Annotated in this window: 21 protein-coding genes; 15 read left to right on the forward strand and 6 right to left on the reverse strand. The window is 72.6% G+C overall.

The features are described 5' to 3' along the window. Positions 1-19 precede the first annotated feature (19 nt). Complete coding sequence (locus ACIA6C_RS24405; protein ID WP_399278919.1) at positions 20-1,018, reverse strand: LacI family DNA-binding transcriptional regulator; 999 nt, start codon at positions 1,016-1,018, stop codon at positions 20-22. Positions 1,019-1,164: 146 nt separating this feature from the next. Here ACIA6C_RS24405 and ACIA6C_RS24410 point away from each other — a divergent pair, with 146 nt between their 5' ends. The 12 genes from ACIA6C_RS24410 to ACIA6C_RS24465 all read left to right on the forward strand — a co-directional run bounded on the left by ACIA6C_RS24410 (position 1,165) and on the right by ACIA6C_RS24465 (position 13,274). Beyond that, the gene (locus tag ACIA6C_RS24410) at positions 1,165-2,451 is read left to right on the forward strand and encodes an MFS transporter (RefSeq protein ID WP_399278921.1); all 1,287 of its coding nucleotides are present in this window, start codon (positions 1,165-1,167) and stop codon (positions 2,449-2,451) included. A gap of 58 nt (positions 2,452-2,509) precedes the next feature. Next, positions 2,510-3,871, forward strand: a complete 1,362-nt coding sequence (pafA, locus tag ACIA6C_RS24415; RefSeq protein ID WP_136211119.1) for a Pup--protein ligase — start codon at positions 2,510-2,512, stop codon at positions 3,869-3,871. 131 nt (positions 3,872-4,002) lie between these two features. After that, complete coding sequence (locus ACIA6C_RS24420; protein WP_366081477.1) at positions 4,003-4,944, forward strand: FKBP-type peptidyl-prolyl cis-trans isomerase; 942 nt, start codon at positions 4,003-4,005, stop codon at positions 4,942-4,944. A 52-nt stretch (positions 4,945-4,996) separates the two neighbouring features. Beyond that, positions 4,997-5,392 (forward strand): FKBP-type peptidyl-prolyl cis-trans isomerase, encoded by a 396-nt coding sequence (locus ACIA6C_RS24425; protein ID WP_190185268.1) that lies wholly within the window; start codon positions 4,997-4,999, stop codon positions 5,390-5,392. A gap of 141 nt (positions 5,393-5,533) precedes the next feature. Then, entirely contained in the window at positions 5,534-6,490 is a 957-nt protein-coding gene (locus ACIA6C_RS24430; protein ID WP_361133366.1) for a WYL domain-containing protein, read from the forward strand. An 86-nt stretch (positions 6,491-6,576) separates the two neighbouring features. Then, positions 6,577-7,545 (forward strand): WYL domain-containing protein, encoded by a 969-nt coding sequence (locus ACIA6C_RS24435; RefSeq protein WP_361133369.1) that lies wholly within the window; start codon positions 6,577-6,579, stop codon positions 7,543-7,545. An 8-nt stretch (positions 7,546-7,553) separates the two neighbouring features. Then, positions 7,554-7,787, forward strand: coding sequence for a hypothetical protein (locus tag ACIA6C_RS24440; protein ID WP_361133372.1), 234 nt, complete (start codon positions 7,554-7,556; stop codon positions 7,785-7,787). A 26-nt stretch (positions 7,788-7,813) separates the two neighbouring features. Then, a complete protein-coding gene (locus tag ACIA6C_RS24445; RefSeq protein WP_329193868.1) occupies positions 7,814-8,014 on the forward strand; it encodes a hypothetical protein in 201 nt (66 codons plus the stop codon). A gap of 210 nt (positions 8,015-8,224) precedes the next feature. Continuing rightward, complete coding sequence (tatA, locus tag ACIA6C_RS24450; RefSeq protein ID WP_399278925.1) at positions 8,225-8,518, forward strand: Sec-independent protein translocase subunit TatA; 294 nt, start codon at positions 8,225-8,227, stop codon at positions 8,516-8,518. A 56-nt stretch (positions 8,519-8,574) separates the two neighbouring features. Continuing rightward, positions 8,575-9,531, forward strand: a complete 957-nt coding sequence (gene tatC, locus ACIA6C_RS24455) for a twin-arginine translocase subunit TatC (RefSeq protein ID WP_399278927.1) — start codon at positions 8,575-8,577, stop codon at positions 9,529-9,531. A gap of 134 nt (positions 9,532-9,665) precedes the next feature. Further along, positions 9,666-12,518: a DEAD/DEAH box helicase gene (locus ACIA6C_RS24460; protein WP_361133384.1), complete on the forward strand. Its 2,853-nt coding sequence runs from the start codon at positions 9,666-9,668 to the stop codon at positions 12,516-12,518. A 90-nt stretch (positions 12,519-12,608) separates the two neighbouring features. Next, a complete protein-coding gene (locus ACIA6C_RS24465) occupies positions 12,609-13,274 on the forward strand; it encodes a helix-turn-helix domain-containing protein (RefSeq protein ID WP_366081479.1) in 666 nt (221 codons plus the stop codon). A gap of 12 nt (positions 13,275-13,286) precedes the next feature. Here the strand turns inward: ACIA6C_RS24465 and ACIA6C_RS24470 are convergent, their stop codons facing one another. The 3 genes from ACIA6C_RS24470 to ACIA6C_RS24480 form a co-directional block, all read right to left on the reverse strand. Beyond that, positions 13,287-14,249: a pseudouridine synthase gene (locus ACIA6C_RS24470; RefSeq protein ID WP_399278930.1), complete on the reverse strand. Its 963-nt coding sequence runs from the start codon at positions 14,247-14,249 to the stop codon at positions 13,287-13,289. 184 nt (positions 14,250-14,433) lie between these two features. Then, a complete protein-coding gene (locus ACIA6C_RS24475; protein ID WP_399279114.1) occupies positions 14,434-15,252 on the reverse strand; it encodes a siderophore-interacting protein in 819 nt (272 codons plus the stop codon). 70 nt (positions 15,253-15,322) lie between these two features. Then, positions 15,323-16,228, reverse strand: coding sequence for a 5'-3' exonuclease H3TH domain-containing protein (locus ACIA6C_RS24480; protein ID WP_399279116.1), 906 nt, complete (start codon positions 16,226-16,228; stop codon positions 15,323-15,325). Between the two features lie 200 nt (positions 16,229-16,428). On the opposite strand from ACIA6C_RS24480, the gene ACIA6C_RS24485 reads away from it, so the two are divergent. Together ACIA6C_RS24485 and ACIA6C_RS24490 are read left to right on the forward strand one after the other, a co-directional pair. Next, on the forward strand, positions 16,429-17,064 hold the full coding sequence (locus tag ACIA6C_RS24485; RefSeq protein WP_399278932.1) for a helix-turn-helix domain-containing protein: 636 nt from the start codon (positions 16,429-16,431) through the stop codon (positions 17,062-17,064). A gap of 5 nt (positions 17,065-17,069) precedes the next feature. Continuing rightward, the gene (locus ACIA6C_RS24490; RefSeq protein ID WP_399278934.1) at positions 17,070-17,807 is read left to right on the forward strand and encodes a helical backbone metal receptor; all 738 of its coding nucleotides are present in this window, start codon (positions 17,070-17,072) and stop codon (positions 17,805-17,807) included. Between the two features lie 34 nt (positions 17,808-17,841). Here the strand turns inward: ACIA6C_RS24490 and ACIA6C_RS24495 are convergent, their stop codons facing one another. After that, the gene (locus tag ACIA6C_RS24495) at positions 17,842-18,969 is read right to left on the reverse strand and encodes a TDT family transporter (protein WP_399278936.1); all 1,128 of its coding nucleotides are present in this window, start codon (positions 18,967-18,969) and stop codon (positions 17,842-17,844) included. 70 nt (positions 18,970-19,039) lie between these two features. On the opposite strand from ACIA6C_RS24495, the gene ACIA6C_RS24500 reads away from it, so the two are divergent. After that, positions 19,040-19,963 (forward strand): LysR family transcriptional regulator, encoded by a 924-nt coding sequence (locus tag ACIA6C_RS24500; RefSeq protein WP_399278938.1) that lies wholly within the window; start codon positions 19,040-19,042, stop codon positions 19,961-19,963. A gap of 134 nt (positions 19,964-20,097) precedes the next feature. Here the strand turns inward: ACIA6C_RS24500 and ACIA6C_RS24505 are convergent, their stop codons facing one another. Next, entirely contained in the window at positions 20,098-20,829 is a 732-nt protein-coding gene (locus tag ACIA6C_RS24505; RefSeq protein WP_361133403.1) for a gamma-glutamyl-gamma-aminobutyrate hydrolase family protein, read from the reverse strand. Between the last annotated feature and the right edge of the window lie 34 nt (positions 20,830-20,863).

The following is a 20,863-nucleotide window of genomic DNA, read 5'->3' on the forward strand; positions in this document are numbered from 1 at the left end:
GGCCGGGGCTCCGTCGTGTTCAGGGGGCGGGGGCGGGGCCGGAGGAGTCGCGGACGACGAGTTCGACGGGGATGTCGGGGGCGCTCCAGCGGCTGCCTTCGAGGACGGCGAGGAGGGCGGTCATGCCCTGGCGGCCGACGTGTTCGGCGGGCAGGCGGACGGTGGTGAGTTCGGGTTCGACGGCGGTGGCGAGGGCGAGGTCGTCGAAGCCGGTGACGGAGAGGTCGTCGGGGACGCGCAGGCCCAGGCGGCGGGCGGCCTTGCAGGCGCCGGCGGCGAGGATGTCGTCGTCACAGACGACGGCGGTGGGGCGGGGGCCGGGAGCGGTGAGGGCGGCTTCGAGGGCGGTGCGTGCGCCGGTGACGGTGAGGGGGGCGCGTACGGTGCGCAGTTCGGCGCGGGCCCGCAGGAGGCCGGCGAGGGCGCGGGCGCGGGTGTGGAAGGTCCAGGAGTCGACGGCGGAGGCGAGGTGGAGGAAGCGGCGGTGGCCGTGCGTGAGCAGGTGTTCGGCGGTCTGGCGCATGCCGTCCGCCATGGCGAGGTTGACGTGGGCGGCGGCGGTGCCGGAGGCGGGGTCGCTGTCGAGCATGACGAGGGGGAGGCCGTTGCCGCCGATGGCGTCGAGGGCGTCGGCGGCCATGGAGGAGGCGATGACCCCGTCGAGGGCGGCGCGGGCGGAGGCGAAGGGGTTGCGGGCGGGGCCGGTGCCGTCAGGGGAGGGGTAGAGGACGACGCCGAAGCCGTGTTCGGCGGCGACCTGGGCGGCGCCGGTGTAGACCCGGGCGAAGAATTCGTTGGTGAGGGCGGGGACGACGAGGAGCGCGGTGCGGGTGCTGCCGAGGCGGAGGTTCCGGGCGGCGAGGTTGGGGCGGTAGCCGATGCGGGCGGCGGCCTCGCGGACGAGGGCGGCGGTGCGTTCGGAGACGCGACCGCGCCATTTGTCGCCGAGGACGAGGGAGACGGTGGCCTGGGAGACCCCGGCGGCGTTGGCGACGTCCCGGCTGGTGGGTCTCGTCACGCGGGGCTCCTGTTTGGCGAGGTCACGGGGGGTGTGGGGCGAGGAAGGGGGCTGGCCGTGTGGACTGGCGGGTTGTGGCCATGGTACGTATGGCGGGTCACGTTATACGTATTACTCCGGCTTGATCCGGGCAGGAAGGGGCGGACATGGCCGCGGGTTACGCGGAGCTGCTCAGGACCCGGCACGCCGCGAGGCTGCTGGTGGGGACGCTCATAGGACGGTTGCCGAACGCGACGGCGCCGATCGCGATCGTGTTGCTGACCCGGGCGGAAGGGGGCAGCTACAGCCTGGCGGGGGCGCTGGCGGCCGTGTACGGGGTGGCGAACGCGGTGGGGCAGCCGTTGCTGGGCCGGGCCGTGGACCTGTACGGGCAGCCGCGGGTGCAGTTGCCGGCGGCGCTGGTGTCGGCGCTGGGAATGGTGTGGCTGGCGCTCGCGGGCACCGGTTCGGTGGCCGCGGCGTACGCGGCGGTCGTGGTGGCGGGGTTGTTCACGCCGCCGCTGGAGGGCGGCCTGCGGGCGCTCTGGCCGTCGGTGCTGGGCGGCAAGGAGGAACGCGTCCACACCGCCTATGCGATGGACGCGGTGGCGCAGGAGGTCATGTTCACGGTCGGTCCGCTGCTGGTGACGCTGTTCGTGTCCCTGTGGGACCCGGCGGCGGCCCTGTTGCTGCTGAACGCGATCGGTGTGCTGGGGGCCCTGTCGGTGGTGGTCTCGCGGCCTTCGCGGGAGTGGCGTTCGGCGCCGCGTGAGGCGCACTGGCTCGGGGCCCTGCGCTCGCGCGGGCTGCTCGCGCTGCTCGGGGCGTTCTTCTTCGTGGGCACGGCGCTGGGGTCGATCACGGTGGCGGGCGTGGCGTACGCGGACGGTCATGGGGGCCAGGCGGTGTACGGCTGGCTGATGGCGGCCCTGGGGCTGGGCGCGCTGGTCGGCGGGGTGCTGTACGGGGCCCGGCAGTGGCCCGGGGCGCCGGAGCGGCGGCTGCGGCTGCTGGTGGCGCTGCTGGCGGCGTGTTACCTGCCGCTGATGCTGGTGCCGGGGGCGGTGGCGATGACGGCGCTGACGGCGCTGGCGGGAGTGTTCCTGGCCCCGGCGATCGCCTGCGCGTTCATCGTGGTGGACCGGCACGCCCCGGCGGGGACGGTGACGGAGGCGTTCTCGTGGCTGGTCACGTTCTTCGGCGTGGGGGCGGCGATCGGGACGGCGGCGGCCGGTCCGGCGGTGGAACTGGGGGGAACGGCGGCCGGTTTCGGTGTGGCGAGCGTGGCGGGTGGCGCGGCGCTGCTGGTGCTGATGGCCACTCAGCGGGTGCTGGCCTCCGACGGGCGCAGCCGGGCGGTGGCGGGGTCCGCCGCGGAGGGTGAGGCCGAGGTGCCGGGGCAGGCCGGGGCGGCCCACGCGGACGGCGTGTCGGGGCCCCTCGCGGGAAACTGATCGGAACCCCGGTCTCGAACCCGGTTTCAGAACAGGGCAGAAGGCGTAATGTTCAGTCATGGACCGCCGCATTTTCGGGCTGGAGAACGAGTACGGCGTCACGTGCACGTTCAGGGGACAGCGCCGACTGTCACCTGACGAAGTGGCGCGCTACCTCTTCCGCCGTGTTGTGTCATGGGGCCGCAGCAGCAATGTCTTCCTGCGGAACGGCGCCCGCCTCTACCTCGACGTGGGTTCGCATCCGGAATATGCAACTCCCGAATGCGACAACCTGACCGAGCTGGTCACCCACGACAAGGCCGGCGAGCGCATTCTCGAAGGCCTGCTCGTCGATGCCGAACGCCGCCTGCACGAGGAGGGGATCGCGGGCGACGTCTACCTCTTCAAGAACAACACCGACTCGGCGGGCAATTCGTACGGCTGCCACGAGAACTACCTCGTGGCGCGGCACGGTGAATTCTCCCGTCTGGCGGACATCCTCATTCCGTTCCTCGTCACGCGCCAGCTGATCTGCGGTGCGGGCAAGGTGCTGCAGACGCCCCGGGGCGCGGTGTACTGCGTGAGCCAGCGCGCCGAGCACATCTGGGAGGGTGTCAGCTCGGCCACGACCCGGTCCCGGCCGATCATCAACACGCGCGACGAGCCGCACGCGGACGCGGAGCGCTACCGCCGGCTGCACGTGATCGTCGGGGACTCGAACATGTCCGAGACGACCATGCTGCTCAAGGTGGGTGCCACGGACCTGGTGCTGCGGATGATCGAGGCGGGGACCGTGATGCGGGACCTGACCTTGGAGAACCCGATCCGGGCGATCCGCGAGGTCAGCCACGACATCACCGGTCAGCGCAAGGTGCGCCTGGCCAGCGGGCGCGAGGCCTCGGCGCTGGAGATCCAGCGGGAGTACTACGACAAGGCGCTGGACTTCGCGGAGCGGCGGGGCATCCGGACGGGCGTCGTGGAGCAGGTGCTGGAGCTGTGGGGCCGCACCCTCGACGCGATCGAGGCGGAGGACCTGGACCGGATCGGGACCGAGATCGACTGGGTCATGAAGTACCAGCTCATCGAGCGGTACCGGGGCAAGCACAACATGACGATGTCGAACCCGCGGGTCGCCCAGATAGATCTCGCCTACCACGACATCCACCGCCGGCGCGGGCTGTACTACCTGCTGGAGCGCAAGGGGCAGGCGGCCCGGATCTGCAACGACCTCAAGATCTTCGAGGGCAAGTCGGTGCCTCCGCAGACGACGAGGGCGCGGCTGCGCGGCGACTTCATCCGCCGGGCGCAGGAGCAGCGCAGGGACTTCACCGTCGACTGGGTGCACCTCAAGCTGAACGACCAGGCGCAGCGGACGGTGCTGTGCAAGGACCCGTTCCGGTCGGTGGACGACCGGGTGGAGAAGCTGATCGCCGGAATGTAGGGCCGGTGGACGGCGGCAAAGTGTGACATCTCACTGATCTTGGCCGGGGCCCCGTACGTATCTCGTACGGGGCCCTGTCCACGCCTTAGAGTGGCGGGCGACCGCGTTGCCGTCTGAGATCTGAGGAACACGTGCGCCGACTTGCCGGCCTGCTGGTCGTACCCCTTCTGCTGCTGACGACGGCAGCCTGCGGTGACGACAGCGGCTCCGACTCCGCCCAGATGAAGAACGGGGTGCCCGCGATCACGAAGGGCGCCAAGTTCGGGGAGAAGCCGACCCTGTCGAAGGGGAAGGGTGACCCGCCGAAGCAATTGAAGGTGGAGGTCATCAGCGAGGGCAAGGGCCCGGCGCTCAAGGCCAAGGACATCGCCCAGGTCAATTACTACGGCCAGGTGTGGGACGGCAAGGAGCCCTTCGACGAGAGCTTCAGCAAGGGCAAGACGTTCGACGTCACCCTTGGCGCCGGCCAGGTCATCAAGGGCTGGGACCAGGGTCTGCAGGGCCAGAAGGTCGGCAGCCGGGTCGAGCTGGTGATCCCGCCGGACCTCGGTTACGGCGCGCAGGGTTCGGGCGAGAAGATCAAGCCGAACGCGACGCTCGTGTTCGTGGTGGACATCGTCAAGGGGACGACCGTACCGGCCTCGGCGACGGGCAAGGAAGTCGCGCAGGACAACAAGGACCTGCCGAAGATCGGGACGAACACGGACGGCAAGGAAGTGTCCGTGACCATCCCGAAGGACACCGCCGAGCCCACGAAGCTGGTCTCGAACTACGTCCTGGAGGGCGACGGCCCGGTCGTGAAGGACACCGACACGGTCGTGGTGAAGTTCAACGGGAAGACGTGGAAGGACGACAAGACCTTCGAGAGCACGTACGCCACCGACTCGGTGGTGCCGTGGCCGATGTCCGACCTGTCGGTCAAGGGTCTCAAGGACGGCATCCTGGGCAAGAAGGCCGGCAGCAGGATCCTGCTGGTGATCCCGCCGGACCAGGCGTTCGGTGACAAGGAGCAGGGGACGATCCCGGCGAATTCGACGCTGGTGTTCAGCCTGGACATCCTGTCGGTGATGTAAGACTGGTTCCGGCTTCCCCGGCCCCGGCCGGGGGCGCCCCCTGTTGGTTCGTATGAGGAGCAGTTCCGTGAGCGACAAGCTCGAAAAGCCCGAGATCGACTTCCCCGAGGGCCCCGCCCCGACCGACCTCGTGGTCGAGGACATCTGGGTGGGCGACGGCGCCGAGGCCAAGGCCGGCGCGTTCGTCAAGGTCCACTACGTGGGTGTGGCTTTCTCGACCGGCGAGGAGTTCGACGCCTCCTGGAACCGCGGCAGCGCGCTGGAGTTCCAGCTGGGTGTCGGCCAGGTCATCAAGGGCTGGGACCAGGGCGTCCAGGGCATGAAGGTCGGCGGCCGCCGCAAGATCACGATCCCGGCGCACCTCGCGTACGGTGACCGTGGCGCGGGCGGCGGCGTGATCGCCCCGGGCGAGACGCTGATCTTCGTGTGTGACCTGATGGCCGCCTGAGCGACCGCGCCGTCACACCGTCGGGGCCCCTGCCGTGAGGCGGGGGCCCTCGCTTTTGCCGGGGACCCCCGGGGCGGTACGGTCAACGGTCACGGGTGTGTACGCCGGCGGGTGTACGTCGGGAAGGGCGGAAGGGCGTCGATGGCGATTGCCAAGGCCGAGCGGCTGATGAACCTGGCGCTGTGCCTGCTGGGGACCCGCAGGCCGCTGAGCAAGCGTGAGCTGCGGGGTTCCATCGAGGCGTATCTGGAGGCGGGGAACGACGAGTCCTTCAACCGCATGTTCGAGCGGGACAAGGACGACCTGCGGGAACTCGGCCTGGTGATCGAGACGGTGGAGAACCTGGAGGGCGAGACCGGCTATCTGGCCCGCCGGGACAGCAACCGGCTGCCGCCCGTCTCCCTGGACGCCGAGGAGGCCGCGGCCCTGGGGCTGGCGGCGAAGGTGTGGCAGCAGGCCCGGCTGGCGGGTGCCGCGAGCGGGGCGCTGCAGAAACTGCGGGCGGGCGGGATGCCGGAGGCCGGCGATCCGTACGAGGGCCAGCACAGCGCCATCGAGCCGCGCATCCCGGTCCACGAAGCGGCCTTCGAGCCGCTGATGCTGGCCTGCCGGGACCGGCGGCCGGTGGTGTTCGACTACCGCAAGTCCACCGCCGCGCACCCCGAGACCCGGCAGGTCGAGCCGTGGGCACTGGAGTGCTGGCGCGGCCACTGGTACCTGGCGGGCTTCGACCGCGACCGCGGGGCGGAGCGCGTGTTCCGGCTGTCGAGGATCACCGGGAAGGTCCGCTCGCGGGCCGGGAAGTACACGGCGCCGGTGCCGGACGTGGTGACGGTGCGCGAGACCGTGGCGAGCTGGGCCGGGGAGAGCGCGGACCGCACCGCGCGGATCCGGCTGCGGGCCGGGGCCGGGTACCCGCTGCGCGCCAAGGCCACCTCCGTCAAGGAGGGCGGCGACGGCTGGGACGAGCTGGAGATCCCGTACGGGCACGGCCTGGACGCCTGGCTGGTGGAGTTCGGCCCGGACGTGGTCGTCGTGGAGCCCGCCGACCTGCGGGCGGACGTGGTGGACCGGCTGCGCGCTGTCGCACTCGGCTGACCCGGCCGCGGCGGGGAGCGGCGCCCGGGGAATTCCGTACCGCTCGGATGTCATGAACGCACGCCCTGAGGGGGAGACGTACCAGCATGGCTGCGAACGCCATTGACCAGACCCGCCGGATGCTGTCCTTGGTGACGTATCTGCGCGAACGCCCCGGGGCGCACGTCGCCGACGTCGCGCGCGCCTTCGGGATCACCGAGGACGAGCTGATCTCGGACCTCGACGTGCTGCCCATGTGCGGGACGAGCTTCCGGGGCGGGGACCTGCTCGACATCGACACCGACGGGGAGCGCATCTGGTGGCGCAACCCCGACGCCTCGGGGGAGTCGACGGCGGAGCCGCTGCGGCTGGCCGCCGACGAGGCGACCGCACTGCTGGTCGCCGCGCGCGCGGTGGCGACCCTGCCCGGGCTGCGCGAGAGCGACCGGGACGCGCTGCTGCGGGCCACCGCGAAGCTGGAGGCGGCCGCGGGCGAGGCGGCGGGGGCCAGCTCCCGCCTGTCGGTCACGTTCGAGTCCGAAGGCGGGGTCTTCGCGGACGTCGACCGGGCCATCGCGGAGCGCCGGCGGTTGTGGCTGCGCTACTACTCGCCCGCGCGGGACGAGCTGACCGAACGGAAGGTCGACCCGATCAGGCTGTTCGCGGTGGGGCACACCTACATGGAGGGGTGGTGCCACCTCTCCGAGGCCCGGCGCACCTTCCGCCTGGACCGGGTCGCCGAGATCCGGCTGCTGGACGAGCGGGCCGAGCCGCCCGCGATCGAGCCGCGCGACCTGTCCGAGGGGCTGGTCCAGCCGGCCGCGGAGGACCCGGAGGTCGTGGTCGAGGTCGGTCCCGGCGGGCGCTGGGTCGCCGAGTACTACCCCCACGACAGCGCCGAGGAACTGGCCGGGGGCGGCCTGCGGATCACCCTGCGCAGCCCCGATCCGGCCTCGCTGCGCCGGCTCGCGCTGCGGCTGGGCCGTGAGGGGCGGATCGTGTCGCCTCCGGAGCTCGCGGAGAGCGCGTGCAGCGCCGCACGAGCGGCACTCGCGGGATACGGGGAACAGGGCTAGGGGGAGCGATGCCGTCAACACCGGGGGGCGGTCCGGTCACCTTCAAGGCGGGGTGCCCGCAGTGCCGGGGGCGTTTCGAGCTCGCGGCGGGGGCGCTGCGCCTGGCGATCGGCGGCAGCCGCCGCAGCACGTTCTACTCGTTCACCTGCCCCCAGTGCGGGGCGCAGGTGCGCAAGCCCGCCGGGGAAAGGATCGTGGAGCTGCTGACGGGCGGCGGGGTGAGCACCCTGCGCAGCGTGTGAGGCGGCGCCGGCGCTAGGCTCCTCCCATGCTGTGGCCGATGCTCGCAATTGCCCTGGGTTTCCTCGGTCTCGTCGTGCTGGCCGTGCCGGCCGTACGGGTCTTCCTGGAGGTGCGGCGGCTGTCGGCGCAGGTCGCCGAGGCCAGCCGCCGGGTCACCGAGGCCGCGGGCGACCTGGAACGGGCCGCCTCGGACCTCGCCCGGGCCGGCAGGGCCGCGAGCCGGTAGGCGTACCCTCGTAGAAACCTGGCGTACGGGGTCGTACCATCCCCGCACCGGACCCGGGTCCGCCCACCCCCCTCGGGGCCGGGATGACCCCGGGTCATTGCCGGGCGTTAACCCCTGGGGGTTACGATCCATGCAGGAGCGGTGGCGGGATCTTCGTCCCGGCCCGCCCGCCACCCCAACCAGCCGTTTCGGTGAGAAGGAAGTCAGCCCATGATCGGCAATCTGAAGCCTCTTGAGATCCTCCTGATCATCGCCGTGATCTTCCTGCTGTTCGGTGCCAAGAAGCTCCCCGACATGGCGCGCTCCCTCGGCAAGTCGGCCCGCATCCTCAAGAGCGAGGCGAAGGCGATGAAGCAGGACGGCCAGGCAGAGGAAGCCGTCGCGGCCCCCGTCGCCGAGCCGGCCCCGCAGCAGCAGGCCGCTCCGCGCACCATCCAGGCCTCGCCGGGTGACGTCACCAGCGCCCGTCCCGTGGGCGAGCCGAACCGCACCACCCAGGGCTGACGGCCCGCGGCCTCACCGGTCACGCCAGTCATCTGCAACGAGACAAGGGACGTGGGTTGCTCAAGTCTGCCCGCAAGCAGGGTCAAGCGCACAAGGACGCCGAAGGGCGGATGCCCCTTGTCGAGCACCTGCGTGAGCTGAGAAACCGCCTGATGAAGTCGGTCCTGGCGATCCTCGTGATCACCGTGGTGGCGGCCTTCTTCTACAAGGACCTCATCGACTTCATGCTCAAGCCGATGCTGGACTCCGTGGGCTGCACCAACGGGGTGGTCTCGCAGCGCAACGGCCGTCCCTGCGCCGACATGACCGTGAACGGTCTCATCGCGCCGTTCTCGATCGCCCTCAAGGTCTCGCTCACCGCCGGTGTGGTGCTCTCCGCGCCGGTGTGGCTCTACCAGCTGTGGGCGTTCGTCGCCCCGGGTCTGCACAGCCACGAGAAGAAGTACGCCGTCGGTTTCGTCGCGGCCGGAGCGCCGCTGTTCGCCGCCGGCGCCGTCCTCGCGTACAAGATCCTCCCGCAGACCGCGATGATCCTGCTGGAGTTCACCCCGGACAACGCGCGCAACCTGCTGCCGGTCGACGACTACCTCGACCTGGTCACGCGCATGGTCGTGGTGTTCGGCCTCGCCTTCGAGCTGCCGCTGCTGCTGATCCTGCTGAACTTCACCGGCGTGCTGACCGCGAAGCGGCTGGCGAGCTGGTGGCGGATCATGGTGCTCGGCATCACGATCTTCGCGGCGTTCGCGACGCCCACCGGCGACCCGCTCACCATGATGTCGCTGGCCGCCCCGATCATCGCCCTGTACTTCCTCGCCCTGGCCCTCTGCCTGGTCAACGACCGCAGGCGCAAGCGCCGCAACCCCGACGCGGGCCTGGACGACGACGAGGCCTCCGTGCTGGACCTGACGCCCGCGCCCATCGGCGCGGTGGAGGCGGCCCCTGCCCCCTCGGCCCTGCCCGGGCAGGACGACGGCGGGCGCGAGCGGATCAACGGATACGACGACGCGACCTGACGGCTCCCGGGCCCCCGGGCCCGGGAGCCGGGGCGCCCGTCGGGACGGTCATCGGGCCGGTCGCCGGGCCGGTCACCGGGCTCCCGTTAAAGATCCGACTGTTGTCACAGGCGGCGGGTAGGCTCGAAGACAAGATGACCGAAGAACTCTCACCCGCGCAGCGGTACGCCGCTGCCCGGATCCGCGCCGCCGAAGAGGCCACCGCCCTGGCTCCCTTCCGCGAGATGTACGAATTCGGCCTGGATCCGTACCAGGTCGAGGCCTGCCGGGCCCTGGAGGCGGGCAAGGGCGTCCTGGTCGCCGCCCCCACCGGGTCGGGCAAGACGATCGTCGGTGAATTCGCCGTGCACCTCGCGCTGCGGCAGGGCCGCAAGTGCTTTTACACCACGCCGATCAAGGCGCTGTCCAACCAGAAGTACGCCGACCTCGTCAGGCGCTACGGCGCCGAGAAGGTCGGCCTGCTGACCGGCGACAACAGCGTCAACTCCGAGGCGCCGGTGGTCGTGATGACCACCGAGGTGCTCCGCAACATGCTCTACGCGGGCTCCCAGTCGCTGCTCGGCCTCGGCTACGTGGTCATGGACGAGGTGCACTACCTCTCCGACCGGTTCCGCGGAGCCGTCTGGGAGGAAGTGATCATCCACCTCCCGGAGTCGGTGACCCTCGTCTCGCTCTCCGCCACCGTCTCCAACGCCGAGGAGTTCGGCGACTGGCTCGACACCGTGCGCGGCGACACCGAGGTGATCGTCTCCGAGGAGCGGCCCGTACCGCTGTGGCAGCACGTCATGGCCGGCCGCAAGGTCTACGACCTCTTCGAAGAGGAGTCCGACCACGGCGGCCGCGGCTCCGCCCGCCGCGAGGTCAACCCCGACCTGCTGCGCATGGCGCGGGAGGAGAACAGCCGCACGTACAGCCCGAAGGACCGGCGGCGCGGCAAGATGGTCCGCGAAGCCGACCGCGAGCGTGAGCGGCGTGCCCGCGGCCGGATCTGGACCCCGAGCCGGCCCGAGGTCATCGCCCGCCTCGACAACGAGGACCTGCTCCCCGCCATCAACTTCATCTTCAGCAGGGCCGGATGCGAGGCCGCCGTCCAGCAGTGTCTGTACGCGGGGCTGCGGCTCAACGACGACAGCGCCCGCCTGCGGGTCCGGGAGATCGTCGAGGAGCGCACCTCCACCATCCCCACCGAGGACCTGCACGTCCTCGGGTACTACGAATGGCTCGAAGGGCTGGAGCGGGGCATCGCCGCGCACCACGCCGGCATGCTGCCGACCTTCAAGGAGGTCGTGGAGGAACTCTTCGTCCGCGGCCTGGTCAAGGCCGTCTTTGCCACCGAGACCCTCGCGCTCGGCATCAACATGCCCGCGCGCACGGTGATCCTGGAGAAGCTGGTCAAGTGGAACGGCGAGCAGCACGCCGACATCACCCCCGGCGAGTACACGCAGCTCACCGGCCGGGCCGGGCGGCGCGGCATCGACGTCGAGGGCCACGCGGTGGTGCTGTGGCAGCGCGGCATGGACCCGGTGGCGCTCGCCGGGCTCGCCGGCACCCGCACGTACCCGCTGCGCTCCAGCTTCAAGCCCTCGTACAACATGGCCGTGAACCTGGTGCAGCAGTTCGGGCGGCACCGCTCGCGCGAGCTGCTGGAGACCTCCTTCGCCCAGTTCCAGGCGGACCGCTCGGTCGTCGGCATCTCCCGGCAGGTGCAGCGCAATGAGGAGGGCCTGGACGGCTACCGGGAGGGCATGACCTGCCACCTCGGGAACTTCGAGGAGTACGCGCGGCTGCGCCGCGACCTCAAGGACCGCGAGACGGAGCTCGCCAAGCAGGGCGCGGCCCAGCGCCGGGTGCAGGCGGCCGGCTCGCTGGAGAAGCTCAAGCCGGGCGACGTCATCCACGTGCCGACCGGCAAGTTCGCCGGGCTCGCGCTCGTCCTGGACCCGGGCATGCCGGCCGGGCGGTCCAACGGCCACCGCGGGTACGAGTACACCGAGGGGCCGCGGCCCTTGGTGCTCACCGTGGAGCGGCAGGTCAAGCGGCTCGGCGCGATCGACTTCCCGGTCCCGGTGGAGGCCATCGACCGGATGCGGATCCCGAAGACCTTCAACCCACGGTCCCCGCAGTCCCGTCGGGACCTGGCTTCCGCGCTGCGGGCCAAGGCCGGGCACATAGTCCCCGAACGGCGGGGGCGCGGGCGGGCCGCGGCGGCCGACGACCGCGAGATCGCCCGGCTGCGCGCCGAACTGCGGGCGCACCCCTGCCACGGCTGCGACGAGCGCGAGGACCACGCCCGCTGGGCGGAGCGCTACCACCGGCTCAAGCGGGACACCGTGCAGCTGGAACGGCGCATCGAGGGACGCACGAACACCATCGCCCGCACCTTCGACCGGATCCACGCGCTGCTGACCGAGCTGGACTACCTGCGCGAGGACGAGGTCACCGTGCACGGCAAGCGGCTCGCCCGGCTCTACGGGGAGCTGGACCTGCTGGCGTCCGAGTGCCTGCGCGAGGGCGTCTGGGAGGGGCTTAACCCGGCCGAACTGGCCGCCTGCGTCTCGGCGCTGGTGTTCGAGGCCCGCCAGTCCGACGACGCGGTGGCGCCCAAGGTGCCGGGCGGCGCGGCGAAGGCGGCGCTCGGCGAGATGGTCCGCATCTGGGGCCGGCTCGACGCGCTGGAGGAGGAGCACCGCATCAACCAGGCGGAGGGCGTGGGCCAGCGCGAGCCGGACCTCGGCTTCGCGTGGGCCGCCTACCAGTGGGCGTCCGACAAGAGCCTGGACGAGGTGCTGCGCGAAGCGGAGATGCCCGCCGGTGACTTCGTGCGCTGGTGCAAGCAGGTCATCGACGTGCTCGGGCAGATCGCGGCGGCGGCGCCTTCGTCCTCCGCCCCGCCGTCCTCGCAGGGCGGCAGCACGGTGGCGCGAAATGCCCGTAAGGCCGTGGACGCTCTGCTTCGGGGTGTTGTGGCCTACAGCTCCGTCGGCTAAGCGGATTTGGGTCTTCCTCCGAGAGGTGGGAAGGCCGGATCTCATCTCTTGCCATGATCGATCGAGCGTGTCCTGTGCGACGATCGAAACATGAGTGGGGGAACGGACGAAGGGCCGAGACGGGTCGGTCGGCCACGCGCCGATCAGCACAGACGGCACAGCGGCCGGCCGCCGCGCGAGGAACTCCTGTGCGCTGCGGCCGAGCTGTTCACGGTACGGGGCTACGCGGCGACCACCACGCGGACCGTCGCCGAACGGGCCGGAATGCGCCAGGCGACGATGTACCACTACTTCGGCGGCAAGGAGGAACTCCTCGCCGAACTCCTGGAGTCCACGGTGGCGCCCTCGCTGGCGCTGGCCCGTCGGCTGCTGGCCGATACGGCACTGCCCGCCGCGCGGCGGCTGTGGGAGCTGTGCCGCTCCGACGTGCTGCTGCTGTGCGGGGGACCGTACAACCTGGGCGCGCTCTACCTGTTGCCGGAGGTGGGTGGGGCCCGATTCGCCCGGTTCCACCGGATGCGCGGGGAACTGCGGGACGCCTACCGGGAGTTGCTGCGGGCCACCTCCGTCGGGGCGGAACTGGCGGGTGACCGGGCCGGGCTGGCCCTGCGCAACGACCTCGTCTTCGGCCTCATCGAGGGGGTCATGCTCGTCCACCGCTCCGACCCGGCGCGGCCGGTCGCGGCCTTCGCGGAAGCGGCCGCGGACGCGGCGTTGCGGGTCGCGGGGATCAGGGAGAAGCCGCCCGGCCCCTGAGACCGGCCGGGTTCACGAGCCGGCCTCCCAGCCGGGCAGGTCGTCCCAGGCCTGCAGGGTCAGACCGCTCTCCAGGCTGTGGGCGATGCCGGTCAGCGGGTCGGTGAACGCGAGCCGCCGGGCCAGCAGTTGGAGCGGACGCCGGTAGTCCGCCGGATCCGCTGCCGCGGCGACCACCGGGTAGACCGGGTCGCCGAGGATCGGCAGGCCCAGGGCGTTCATGTGCACCCGCAGCTGGTGGGTGCGCCCGGTGTGCGGCGTCAGCCGGTAGCGGCCCAGGCCGCCGCGGGCGGCGAGGAGTTCGACGACGCTCTCCGCATTGGGTTCGGCGCCGGGAACCTCGAACGCCGCCATCTCGCCGCGGACCTTCTGGATGTGGCTGCGCACCGTGCGCGGGAGGCGAACCCGCGGATCGTGGCGTGCGACGGCCTCGTACTCCTTGAACACCTCGCGCTGCTCGAACAGCGACTGGTAGGCGCCCCGGTCCTCGGGGCGGACGCTGAACATCACCAGTCCGGCGGTCAGCCGGTCGAGGCGGTGCGCCGGGCTGAGGACGGGCAGGTCCAGCTCGGTGCGAAGCCGCGCCAGGGCGGTCTGGAAGACGTGGGTGCCGCGTGGCGTCGTCGCCAGGAAGTGCGGCTTGTCCACGACCAGGAGGTGCTCGTCGCGGTAGACGACTCGGATCGGGAACGGCACGACGGGCTCGGGCGGCATGTCCCGGTGGAACCACAGGAAGGCGCCGGGCTCGTAGGGGTCCCCGGGGCGCAGGACGCGCCCGCCGGGGCCCAGCACCCGGCCCGACTCCAGCAGCCGCGCCATGGACTCGGCGCCGCGGGTGCCGGCGTAGCGGGCGGCGAGGTAGGAGCCGAGGTCCGGCCACAGCCCCTCCGGGTCGGGGGGTAGCCGCAGGCGGACCGGGTCGATGCCGGCCCGCTGGGGCAGGGGGGCGGGCGGGATGTGGGATCTGCGTCTCATCGGGGTCCAGCGTAGGCCCTGCCCGTGCGGCCCCGGGCGGCCGAAGAGCCGCCCCGCCCCGGCCCCCGCCCCGGCCCCGCGCCTGAGGCGGTTGGCGGCGCTGGATCGGGGTTCCGCGCTTCGGCCCCGCGCCTCAAGCGGTTGGCGGGGTGGCCCGGGGGGTCAGGCGGCGTGCGGGTGTGCGTCAGGCGGCAGCGGCGGGTTCCTGTTCGGCTTCGACCTTGGCGTTCCAGTCGCGCTTGCTCGCGCGCCAGGCCTCGTCCGTCTGGCCCAGACGCCAGTAGCCCGAGATGGAGAGGCGTTCGCGGGGGATGCCGCGGGTCACCCGCAGGTGGTGGCGGAGGTCTTTCACGAAGCCCGCCTCGCCGTGGACGAAGGCGTGGACGTCGCGGGAGGGGAACTGCAGCGCCGACACCGCCTCCACCAGCGCCTCGCCGATCGGGCGGTCGCCGCGGTGGAGCCAGACCGGGACGACACCGTCCGGGGTGGTGATCTTCTGCTCGTCGGCGGGGCCGTCGATCTCCACGAACGCGTGCACCACCGCGCCGGCCGGCATCCGCTCCATCGCCGCGCCGATCGCCGGCAGCGCGCTCTCGTCGCCCGCCAGCAGGTGCCAGCCCGCCGTCGGCATCGGGGCGTACGCGCCGCCGGGACCGAGGAAACGTACCTCCTCGCCCGGCTGGACGGAGGCCGCCCAGGGCCCGGCCAGGCCCTCGTCGCCGTGCACGACGAAGTCGAGGGTCAGCTCCCCGTGCACCGGGTCCCAGTTGCGGACGGTGTACGCGCGCTGGCGCGGCCATTCCTCGCGCGGGTGCTCGGCACGGATCCGCTCCAGGTCCCAGGGTGAGGCGTAGGTGACGCCCTCGGGGGCGAAGAGGAGTTTCACGTAGTGGTCGGTGAACTCGCCCGCGCCGAATCCGTTCAGCCCCTCACCGCCCAGCACCAGCCGGACCATGTGCGGCGTCAGCCGCTCCGTGTGTACGACGACGGCGGTGCCGACCATGCGGGCGCGTCCTTCTGCCACGGCGTCTCCCCTGACTCCCCAGAAACTTAGGTTCCCCTAAGTTAGCATCTCATCGGTGGAGCGCGCTGACCAGTCGGGTCACGGCTCCGCCCAGACCCCACCGGCGGGCGAGCGCCTCGACCATTTCCGGCTGGGCCGGCGCCGTCGGGAGCGCCGGGTCGAAGGCGGGCAGCGGGACGTCCGAGGCGACCTTGACGACCTTCGGGGCCACCGCCAGGTACGGCCGCGATTCGTCCAGCCGCCTGCGCTGGGTGGGGGTCAGCTTCGACTTCGGGTCGTCGATCGCCGCGATGATGCCCGGCAGGCCGCCGAACGCGTCCAGCAGCTTGGCCGCCGTCTTCTCACCGATCCCGGGGACCCCCGGCAGGCCGTCGCTCGGGTCGCCGCGCAGCAGCGCCAGGTCCGCGTAGCCGGGGCCGTCCACCCCGTACTTCTCCCGCAGCCACGCCTCGTCCGTCAGCTGGAGCGAGCCCACGCCCTTGAGCGGGTACAGCACGCGCCGCTGCTTCTCGTCGTCGATGAGCTGGTACAGGTCCCGGTCGCCCGTGACGATGTCCACCGGGCCCGTGGCGCGGCCCGTGAGCGTGCCGATCACGTCGTCCGCCTCGTACCCGGCGACCCCCACCCGCGCGATCCCGAACGCGTCCAGCGCCGCCTCGATGATCGGCACCTGCGGGGTCAGCGTGTCGGGCGTCTCCTCCACGTCGGGGCCGTCCGGCGTCTCCTGTGCGACGCGGTGCGCCTTGTAGGACGGGATCAGCTCCACCCGCCACTGCGGCCGCCAGTCGGCGTCCATGCAGGCCACGAGGTCGTCCGGGCGGTGGTCCTGGACCAGTCGCCCGATGAAGTCGAGCAGGCCGCGCACGGCGTTGACGGGCGTGCCGTCGGGGGCCTTCACGGAGTCCGGCACGCCGAAGTACGCGCGGAAGTAGAGGGAGGCGGTGTCCAGGAGCATCAGGCGTCGTGTCGTCACGCTGACGATGATGCCGCAGCGGTCCCTCCGGCCGCCGCCGGCGGCCGGTCCTGCCGTGAACGCGAATCCGGGGACGGTTGCTGCGTAAGGTGCTTACAGCACACCGATGTGCGACGAGTGGACCACGGGCCGGCCGGCCCCGGCCCGCGTCGGAAAACCCCCTAGGGGAGGGCAGCCCCGACATGAACGACAAGGACGGCAGGGACGGCAAGATCGGCACCGACGGCAAGGACGAGAAGGAGAAGGACGCCAAGGAGCAACCGCTTCGGGTGGGCGTCGCCGTGCGCAAACGGCGCCGCGCCCTCCACCTGACCCTTGCCGTCGTGTCGGCACGCAGCGGCCTGTCCGTCCCCTTCCTGAGCCAGATAGAGAACGAGCGGGCCCGGCCCAGCATGCGTTCCCTGGAGCGGGTCGCGGACGCCCTGGAGACCACCGCCGTCGAACTGCTGGCCGCCTCCGACACCGCGCGCACGGTGGACCTCGTACGGGCCGGGGACGACTCCGGCCTGACGCCCGCCCCGGGGGTGCGTCCCCTGGTACGGGGGCACCACCAGCTGCACGCCCTGGAGTTCAGCGGGGACCAGGACGCGGGCCGCGAGTACCAGCACCGCAACGACGAGCTGATGTACGTGGTCGCGGGCGCCTGCCAGGTGGAGGCCGAGGGGCGGGCGTACCGGCTGGAGAGCGGCGACGCGCTGTTCCTGTCCGGCGGTGTGCGCCACCGCTGGCGGGCCGTGAGCGAGGACACGCGGATCTTGGTCGTGGCGGTGGGCGAGCACATCCACGCCACGTCCGAGCCGCCTTCGCCGGAGCACTGAGCGCGGTGCGGCGCGTCGTGTCGCTGGTGCCCTCGCTGACCGAGGCGGTGGCGGTGAGCGCGCCGGGCCGGCTCGTCGGGGTCACCGACTGGTGCACGCACCCCGAGGACCTCGGGGACGCGGTACGGATCGGCGGGACGAAGAACCCCGACGTGCCGGCGGTCATCGGGCTGCGCCCGGACCTGGTCATCGCCAACGAGGAGGAGAACCGGGCCGCGGACCTCGCCGCACTGGAGGCCGCCGGGGTGCGGGTGCTGGTCACCGGGATCCGTACGCTGCCCCAGGCCTTCGCCGAACTGGAACGGGTGCTGGTCGGGGCGCTGGGGCTGGCGCGGCCGGGCTGGCTGGACGACGCCGAGGCGGCGTGGGCCCGGGTGGAGCCACTGCCCGCGGTGCGCGCGGTGGTACCGGTGTGGCGGCGGCCGTGGATGGTCCTGGGCCGGGACACCTTCGCCGGGGACGTGCTGGCCCGCCTGGGCGTGGGCAACGTCTACGCCGGCCATGCCGAGCGCTACCCCCGGATCCGGCCGCAGGACCCGGCCGTCGCGGACTGCGACCTGGTGGTCCTGCCGGACGAGCCGTACCGGTTCACGGCCGGGGACGGCCCCGATGCCTTCCCGTGGCTGCCGGCCGCGCTCGTGAGCGGCCGGCATCTGACGTGGTACGGGCCTTCGCTCGTGCGGGCTCCGGCGGTGCTGGCGCAGGCCCTGAGGGCGGCCCGGCCGTATCGATCACGCGATTGATCACGAGTGTGGCCGGCACGTCGGCATCCCGTGATCAGGACACCTGGCGGGGCAGCAGCCGGCCGGCGAGCAGGCCGCGCAGGGTGTGGGCGCCGGCGGCTAGCCAGGTGGTCAGCAGGGTGAGGAACAGGGCGGTGGCCAGCCAGGAGAAGGCGGTCAGGCCGGTGTGGCGGGCCAGGCCGGCGGCTCCGGTCACGCAGGTGCCGACGGGGAAGGTCAGCGCCCACCAGGTCATCGCGAAGCCCATGCCCGCCCGGGCGGCCCGGACCAGCATCGCGGCGGCGAGGGCCAGCCAGAGCAGGGCGAAGCCCATCACCGGCACCCCGTACACCACGGCGAAGGCGCCGAACGCGTGCGCGTAGGGTGCGCCGATCGACTGGGGGGCCATGTCCGCGAGCTGGTTCACGGCGGTGGTCGACTGGCCCAGGGGGCCGAGGACCAGGAACAGGGTGGGGGTCAGCGCCAGGGGCAGCGGGCCGCTGACGATCAGGCGGCCGAAGACCAGGGGCAGCATCAGCAGCGTGGCCAGCAGGCTCACGCCGAACATGGCGTAGCAGCCCAGCAGCATCGCCTCGCGGGCCTGGCCGGCGGGCAGGTGGGGGACGAGCAGGGGGCCGACCGCGGCGGAGACCATGGGGGAGACCAGGGGCAGCAGCCACACCGGGGTGGCCTGGCTCGGCTCGACCCTGTGCCGCACCACCATCAGATAGGGGACCAGTACGGCCATCAGCAGGCCGACCGCGGTCCCGGCGGCGTACAGCACGGTGTCGGCGGCGACGGCCGCCGGGGTTCCGATCAGGTCCTTGCCGACGAGCAGGGTGCCGGCGCCGACGGCCAGCAGCGCCATCGCCAGACAGCCGTAGAACGGGGCCACGGCGGGGTCGAGGAGGTGGCTGCGCGCCTGGTCGCGGTGGTGGAGCCAGTGCCCGGCGCGGGCGGCGAGCAGGACGGCGAGTGCCACGGCGGACAGCACCCAGACGAGCTGGCAGGCCACGCGCTGGCCGGGGAGCTGGTAGGGGAGGGTGGCGCCCGCGGTGGCGACGATCGCCGTGCCCATGACGCAGGCGTACCAGTTGGGGCCGAGGTGGCGGAGCGCGGGGGCCTTGTGGGCACGGGGCGCGGGTGCGGGGGTGGTGCGGGGTAGCACGCTGGTGGTGGCCATGGGCCCAGCCTCCGGTCCGGGGGCCGGCGGGGCCAGGGGGCGGTTTCGTATGGCGGCATAAACTGTGTTTATGGGTAACGAGGAAATGGTGCCTCTGGCGCACCGGGTGCCGGACCTCGGCGCACTGGAGCTGCTGCTCGCGGTGGCGCGGGTCGGCAGCCTGAGCGGGGCGGCCCGGGGGCTGGGCATCACCCAGCCGGCGGCGAGCAGCCGGATCCGGGCGATGGAGACCCGGCTCGGGGTGGCGCTGGTGGACCGTTCGCCGCGCGGGTCGACGCTGACGGCGGAGGGCGCGCTGGTCACGGACTGGGCGCGGCGGGTGGTGGAGGCGGCCGAGGCCTTCGACGTGGGCGCGCAGGCGCTGCGGGGGCGGCGTGATTCGCGGCTGCGGGTCGCGGCCAGCATGACGATCGCGGAGTACCTGCTGCCCGGTTGGCTGATCGCGCTGCGGGGGCAGCGGCCGGGGACGGCGGTGTCGCTGCACGCGGGGAACTCGGCGCTCGTGGCCGAGCTGGTCCTCGCGCACGAGGCGGACCTCGGGTTCGTGGAGGGCCTGTCCGTGCCGGAGGGCCTGGACTCGGTGGTCATCGCGCAGGACCGGCTCGTGGTGGCGGTGGCGCCCGGGCACCCGTGGGCGCGGCGCTCGCGCGGGGTGGAGGCCGCGGAGGTGGCGGCGACCCCGCTGATCCTGCGCGAGCGGGGGTCGGGGACGCGGCAGGTCCTGGACGCGGCGCTGGCCGCGTCCGGGGGGCTGGCGCAGCCGCTGCTGGAGCTGGCGTCCACCACCGCGGTGAAGTCGGCGGCGCTGAGCGGGGCGGGCCCGTGCGTGCTGTCGGAACTGGCGGTGGGGGACGAGCTGGGGTCGCGGCGGCTGGTGGAGGTACCGGTGGCCGGGACCGGGCTGGCGCGGGCCCTGCGGGCCGTGTGGCCGACGGGCGCCCGCCCGGCCGGCCCGGCCCGCGACCTGCTGTCGCTGACCCGCCGCCCGGCCTGAGCGGCCCGCGTCCGGCGGCTGCCCGTGCGGGGCCCGCACGGGAGAAGCACCGGGCCCGCACCGGTCAGGCACCGGGGCACGCAACGGGCCCCGCCGGATCGGCCGGTGGCCGCCAGCGCGGAGCCCGCCCGGGGTCAGAGTGCCGCCGGGGCCAGGGCCGGGGCGGAGGTGGTGAGGCTGAACTCCGTCGCCGCGTCGATCAGGGCCGCCATCACGCGGGTGTCCTTGTCGCGCTCCGGGTGCCACTGGACGCCCACCACCCAGCGGTCCGGGTCGGCGAGTTCGATGGCCTCGACCGTGCCGTCCAGCGCGTGCGCCGAGACGACCAGCCCCTCGCCGAGGCGGTCCACCGCCTGGTGGTGGTAGGTCGGGACCTCCGCCTCCTGCGGGACCAGCGCCGCGTAGCGGGTGCCGGCGACCGGGCGGACCGGGTGCCAGGACGTGACGCCCGGGGTGTGCACGTGGCCGTCGATGTGCTGGATCAGCGTGCCGCCCAGGGCCACGTTCAGCGCCTGCATGCCCCGGCAGATGCCGAGCAGCGGGGCCCCGGACGCCAGCGCGGCCCCGATCAGCGCGAGCTCCCACGTGTCGCGGACCGTCGCGGGGGCGCCCGTACGCGGATCGCGGGCCGCTCCGTAGCGGACCGGGTCCACGTCCGGTCCGCCCGCGACGACCAGGCCGTCCACCCGGCTCAGCACCTCCCCCGCCCGGGACGGGTCGTCCGGGGGCAGCAGGACGGCGGTGCCGCCCGCGGCCTGGACGAGTTCGTAGTACCCGGAGGGGACGAGGGACGTGGCGAGGTCCCACACGCCGTAGCGGGTGGACTCCTCCACGTAGGTGGTGATGCCGATGAGCGGCCTGGGCACGGTTCTACCTCCAGGTGGGCGGGATCCGGGTCAG

It is taken from the genome of Streptomyces sp. NPDC051578 (assembly GCF_044454045.1).
In the GTDB taxonomy this organism is placed as follows: domain Bacteria; phylum Actinomycetota; class Actinomycetes; order Streptomycetales; family Streptomycetaceae; genus Streptomyces.

Bases quoted from the DNA above. Each gene is read 5' to 3' on its own strand.
- ACIA6C_RS24435 (WP_361133369.1), top strand. From the start codon at position 6,577: ATGGCTGCGAACGCCATTGACCAGACCCGCCGGATGCTGTCCTTGGTG.
- ACIA6C_RS24410 (WP_399278921.1), top strand. From the start codon at position 1,165: ATGGCCGCGGGTTACGCGGAGCTGCTCAGGACCCGGCACGCCGCGAGG.
- ACIA6C_RS24465 (WP_366081479.1), top strand. From the start codon at position 12,609: ATGAGTGGGGGAACGGACGAAGGGCCGAGACGGGTCGGTCGGCCACGC.
- ACIA6C_RS24475 (WP_399279114.1), bottom strand. From the start codon at position 15,252: ATGGTCGGCACCGCCGTCGTCGTACACACGGAGCGGCTGACGCCGCAC.
- ACIA6C_RS24425 (WP_190185268.1), top strand. From the start codon at position 4,997: ATGAGGAGCAGTTCCGTGAGCGACAAGCTCGAAAAGCCCGAGATCGAC.
- ACIA6C_RS24430 (WP_361133366.1), top strand. From the start codon at position 5,534: ATGGCGATTGCCAAGGCCGAGCGGCTGATGAACCTGGCGCTGTGCCTG.
- ACIA6C_RS24470 (WP_399278930.1), bottom strand. From the start codon at position 14,249: ATGAGACGCAGATCCCACATCCCGCCCGCCCCCCTGCCCCAGCGGGCC.
- ACIA6C_RS24460 (WP_361133384.1), top strand. From the start codon at position 9,666: ATGACCGAAGAACTCTCACCCGCGCAGCGGTACGCCGCTGCCCGGATC.
- pafA (WP_136211119.1), top strand. From the start codon at position 2,510: ATGGACCGCCGCATTTTCGGGCTGGAGAACGAGTACGGCGTCACGTGC.
- tatA (WP_399278925.1), top strand. From the start codon at position 8,225: ATGATCGGCAATCTGAAGCCTCTTGAGATCCTCCTGATCATCGCCGTG.
- ACIA6C_RS24495 (WP_399278936.1), bottom strand. From the start codon at position 18,969: ATGGCCACCACCAGCGTGCTACCCCGCACCACCCCCGCACCCGCGCCC.
- ACIA6C_RS24500 (WP_399278938.1), top strand. From the start codon at position 19,040: ATGGGTAACGAGGAAATGGTGCCTCTGGCGCACCGGGTGCCGGACCTC.
- ACIA6C_RS24480 (WP_399279116.1), bottom strand. From the start codon at position 16,228: ATGCTCCTGGACACCGCCTCCCTCTACTTCCGCGCGTACTTCGGCGTG.
- ACIA6C_RS24485 (WP_399278932.1), top strand. From the start codon at position 16,429: ATGAACGACAAGGACGGCAGGGACGGCAAGATCGGCACCGACGGCAAG.
- ACIA6C_RS24445 (WP_329193868.1), top strand. From the start codon at position 7,814: ATGCTGTGGCCGATGCTCGCAATTGCCCTGGGTTTCCTCGGTCTCGTC.
- ACIA6C_RS24440 (WP_361133372.1), top strand. From the start codon at position 7,554: ATGCCGTCAACACCGGGGGGCGGTCCGGTCACCTTCAAGGCGGGGTGC.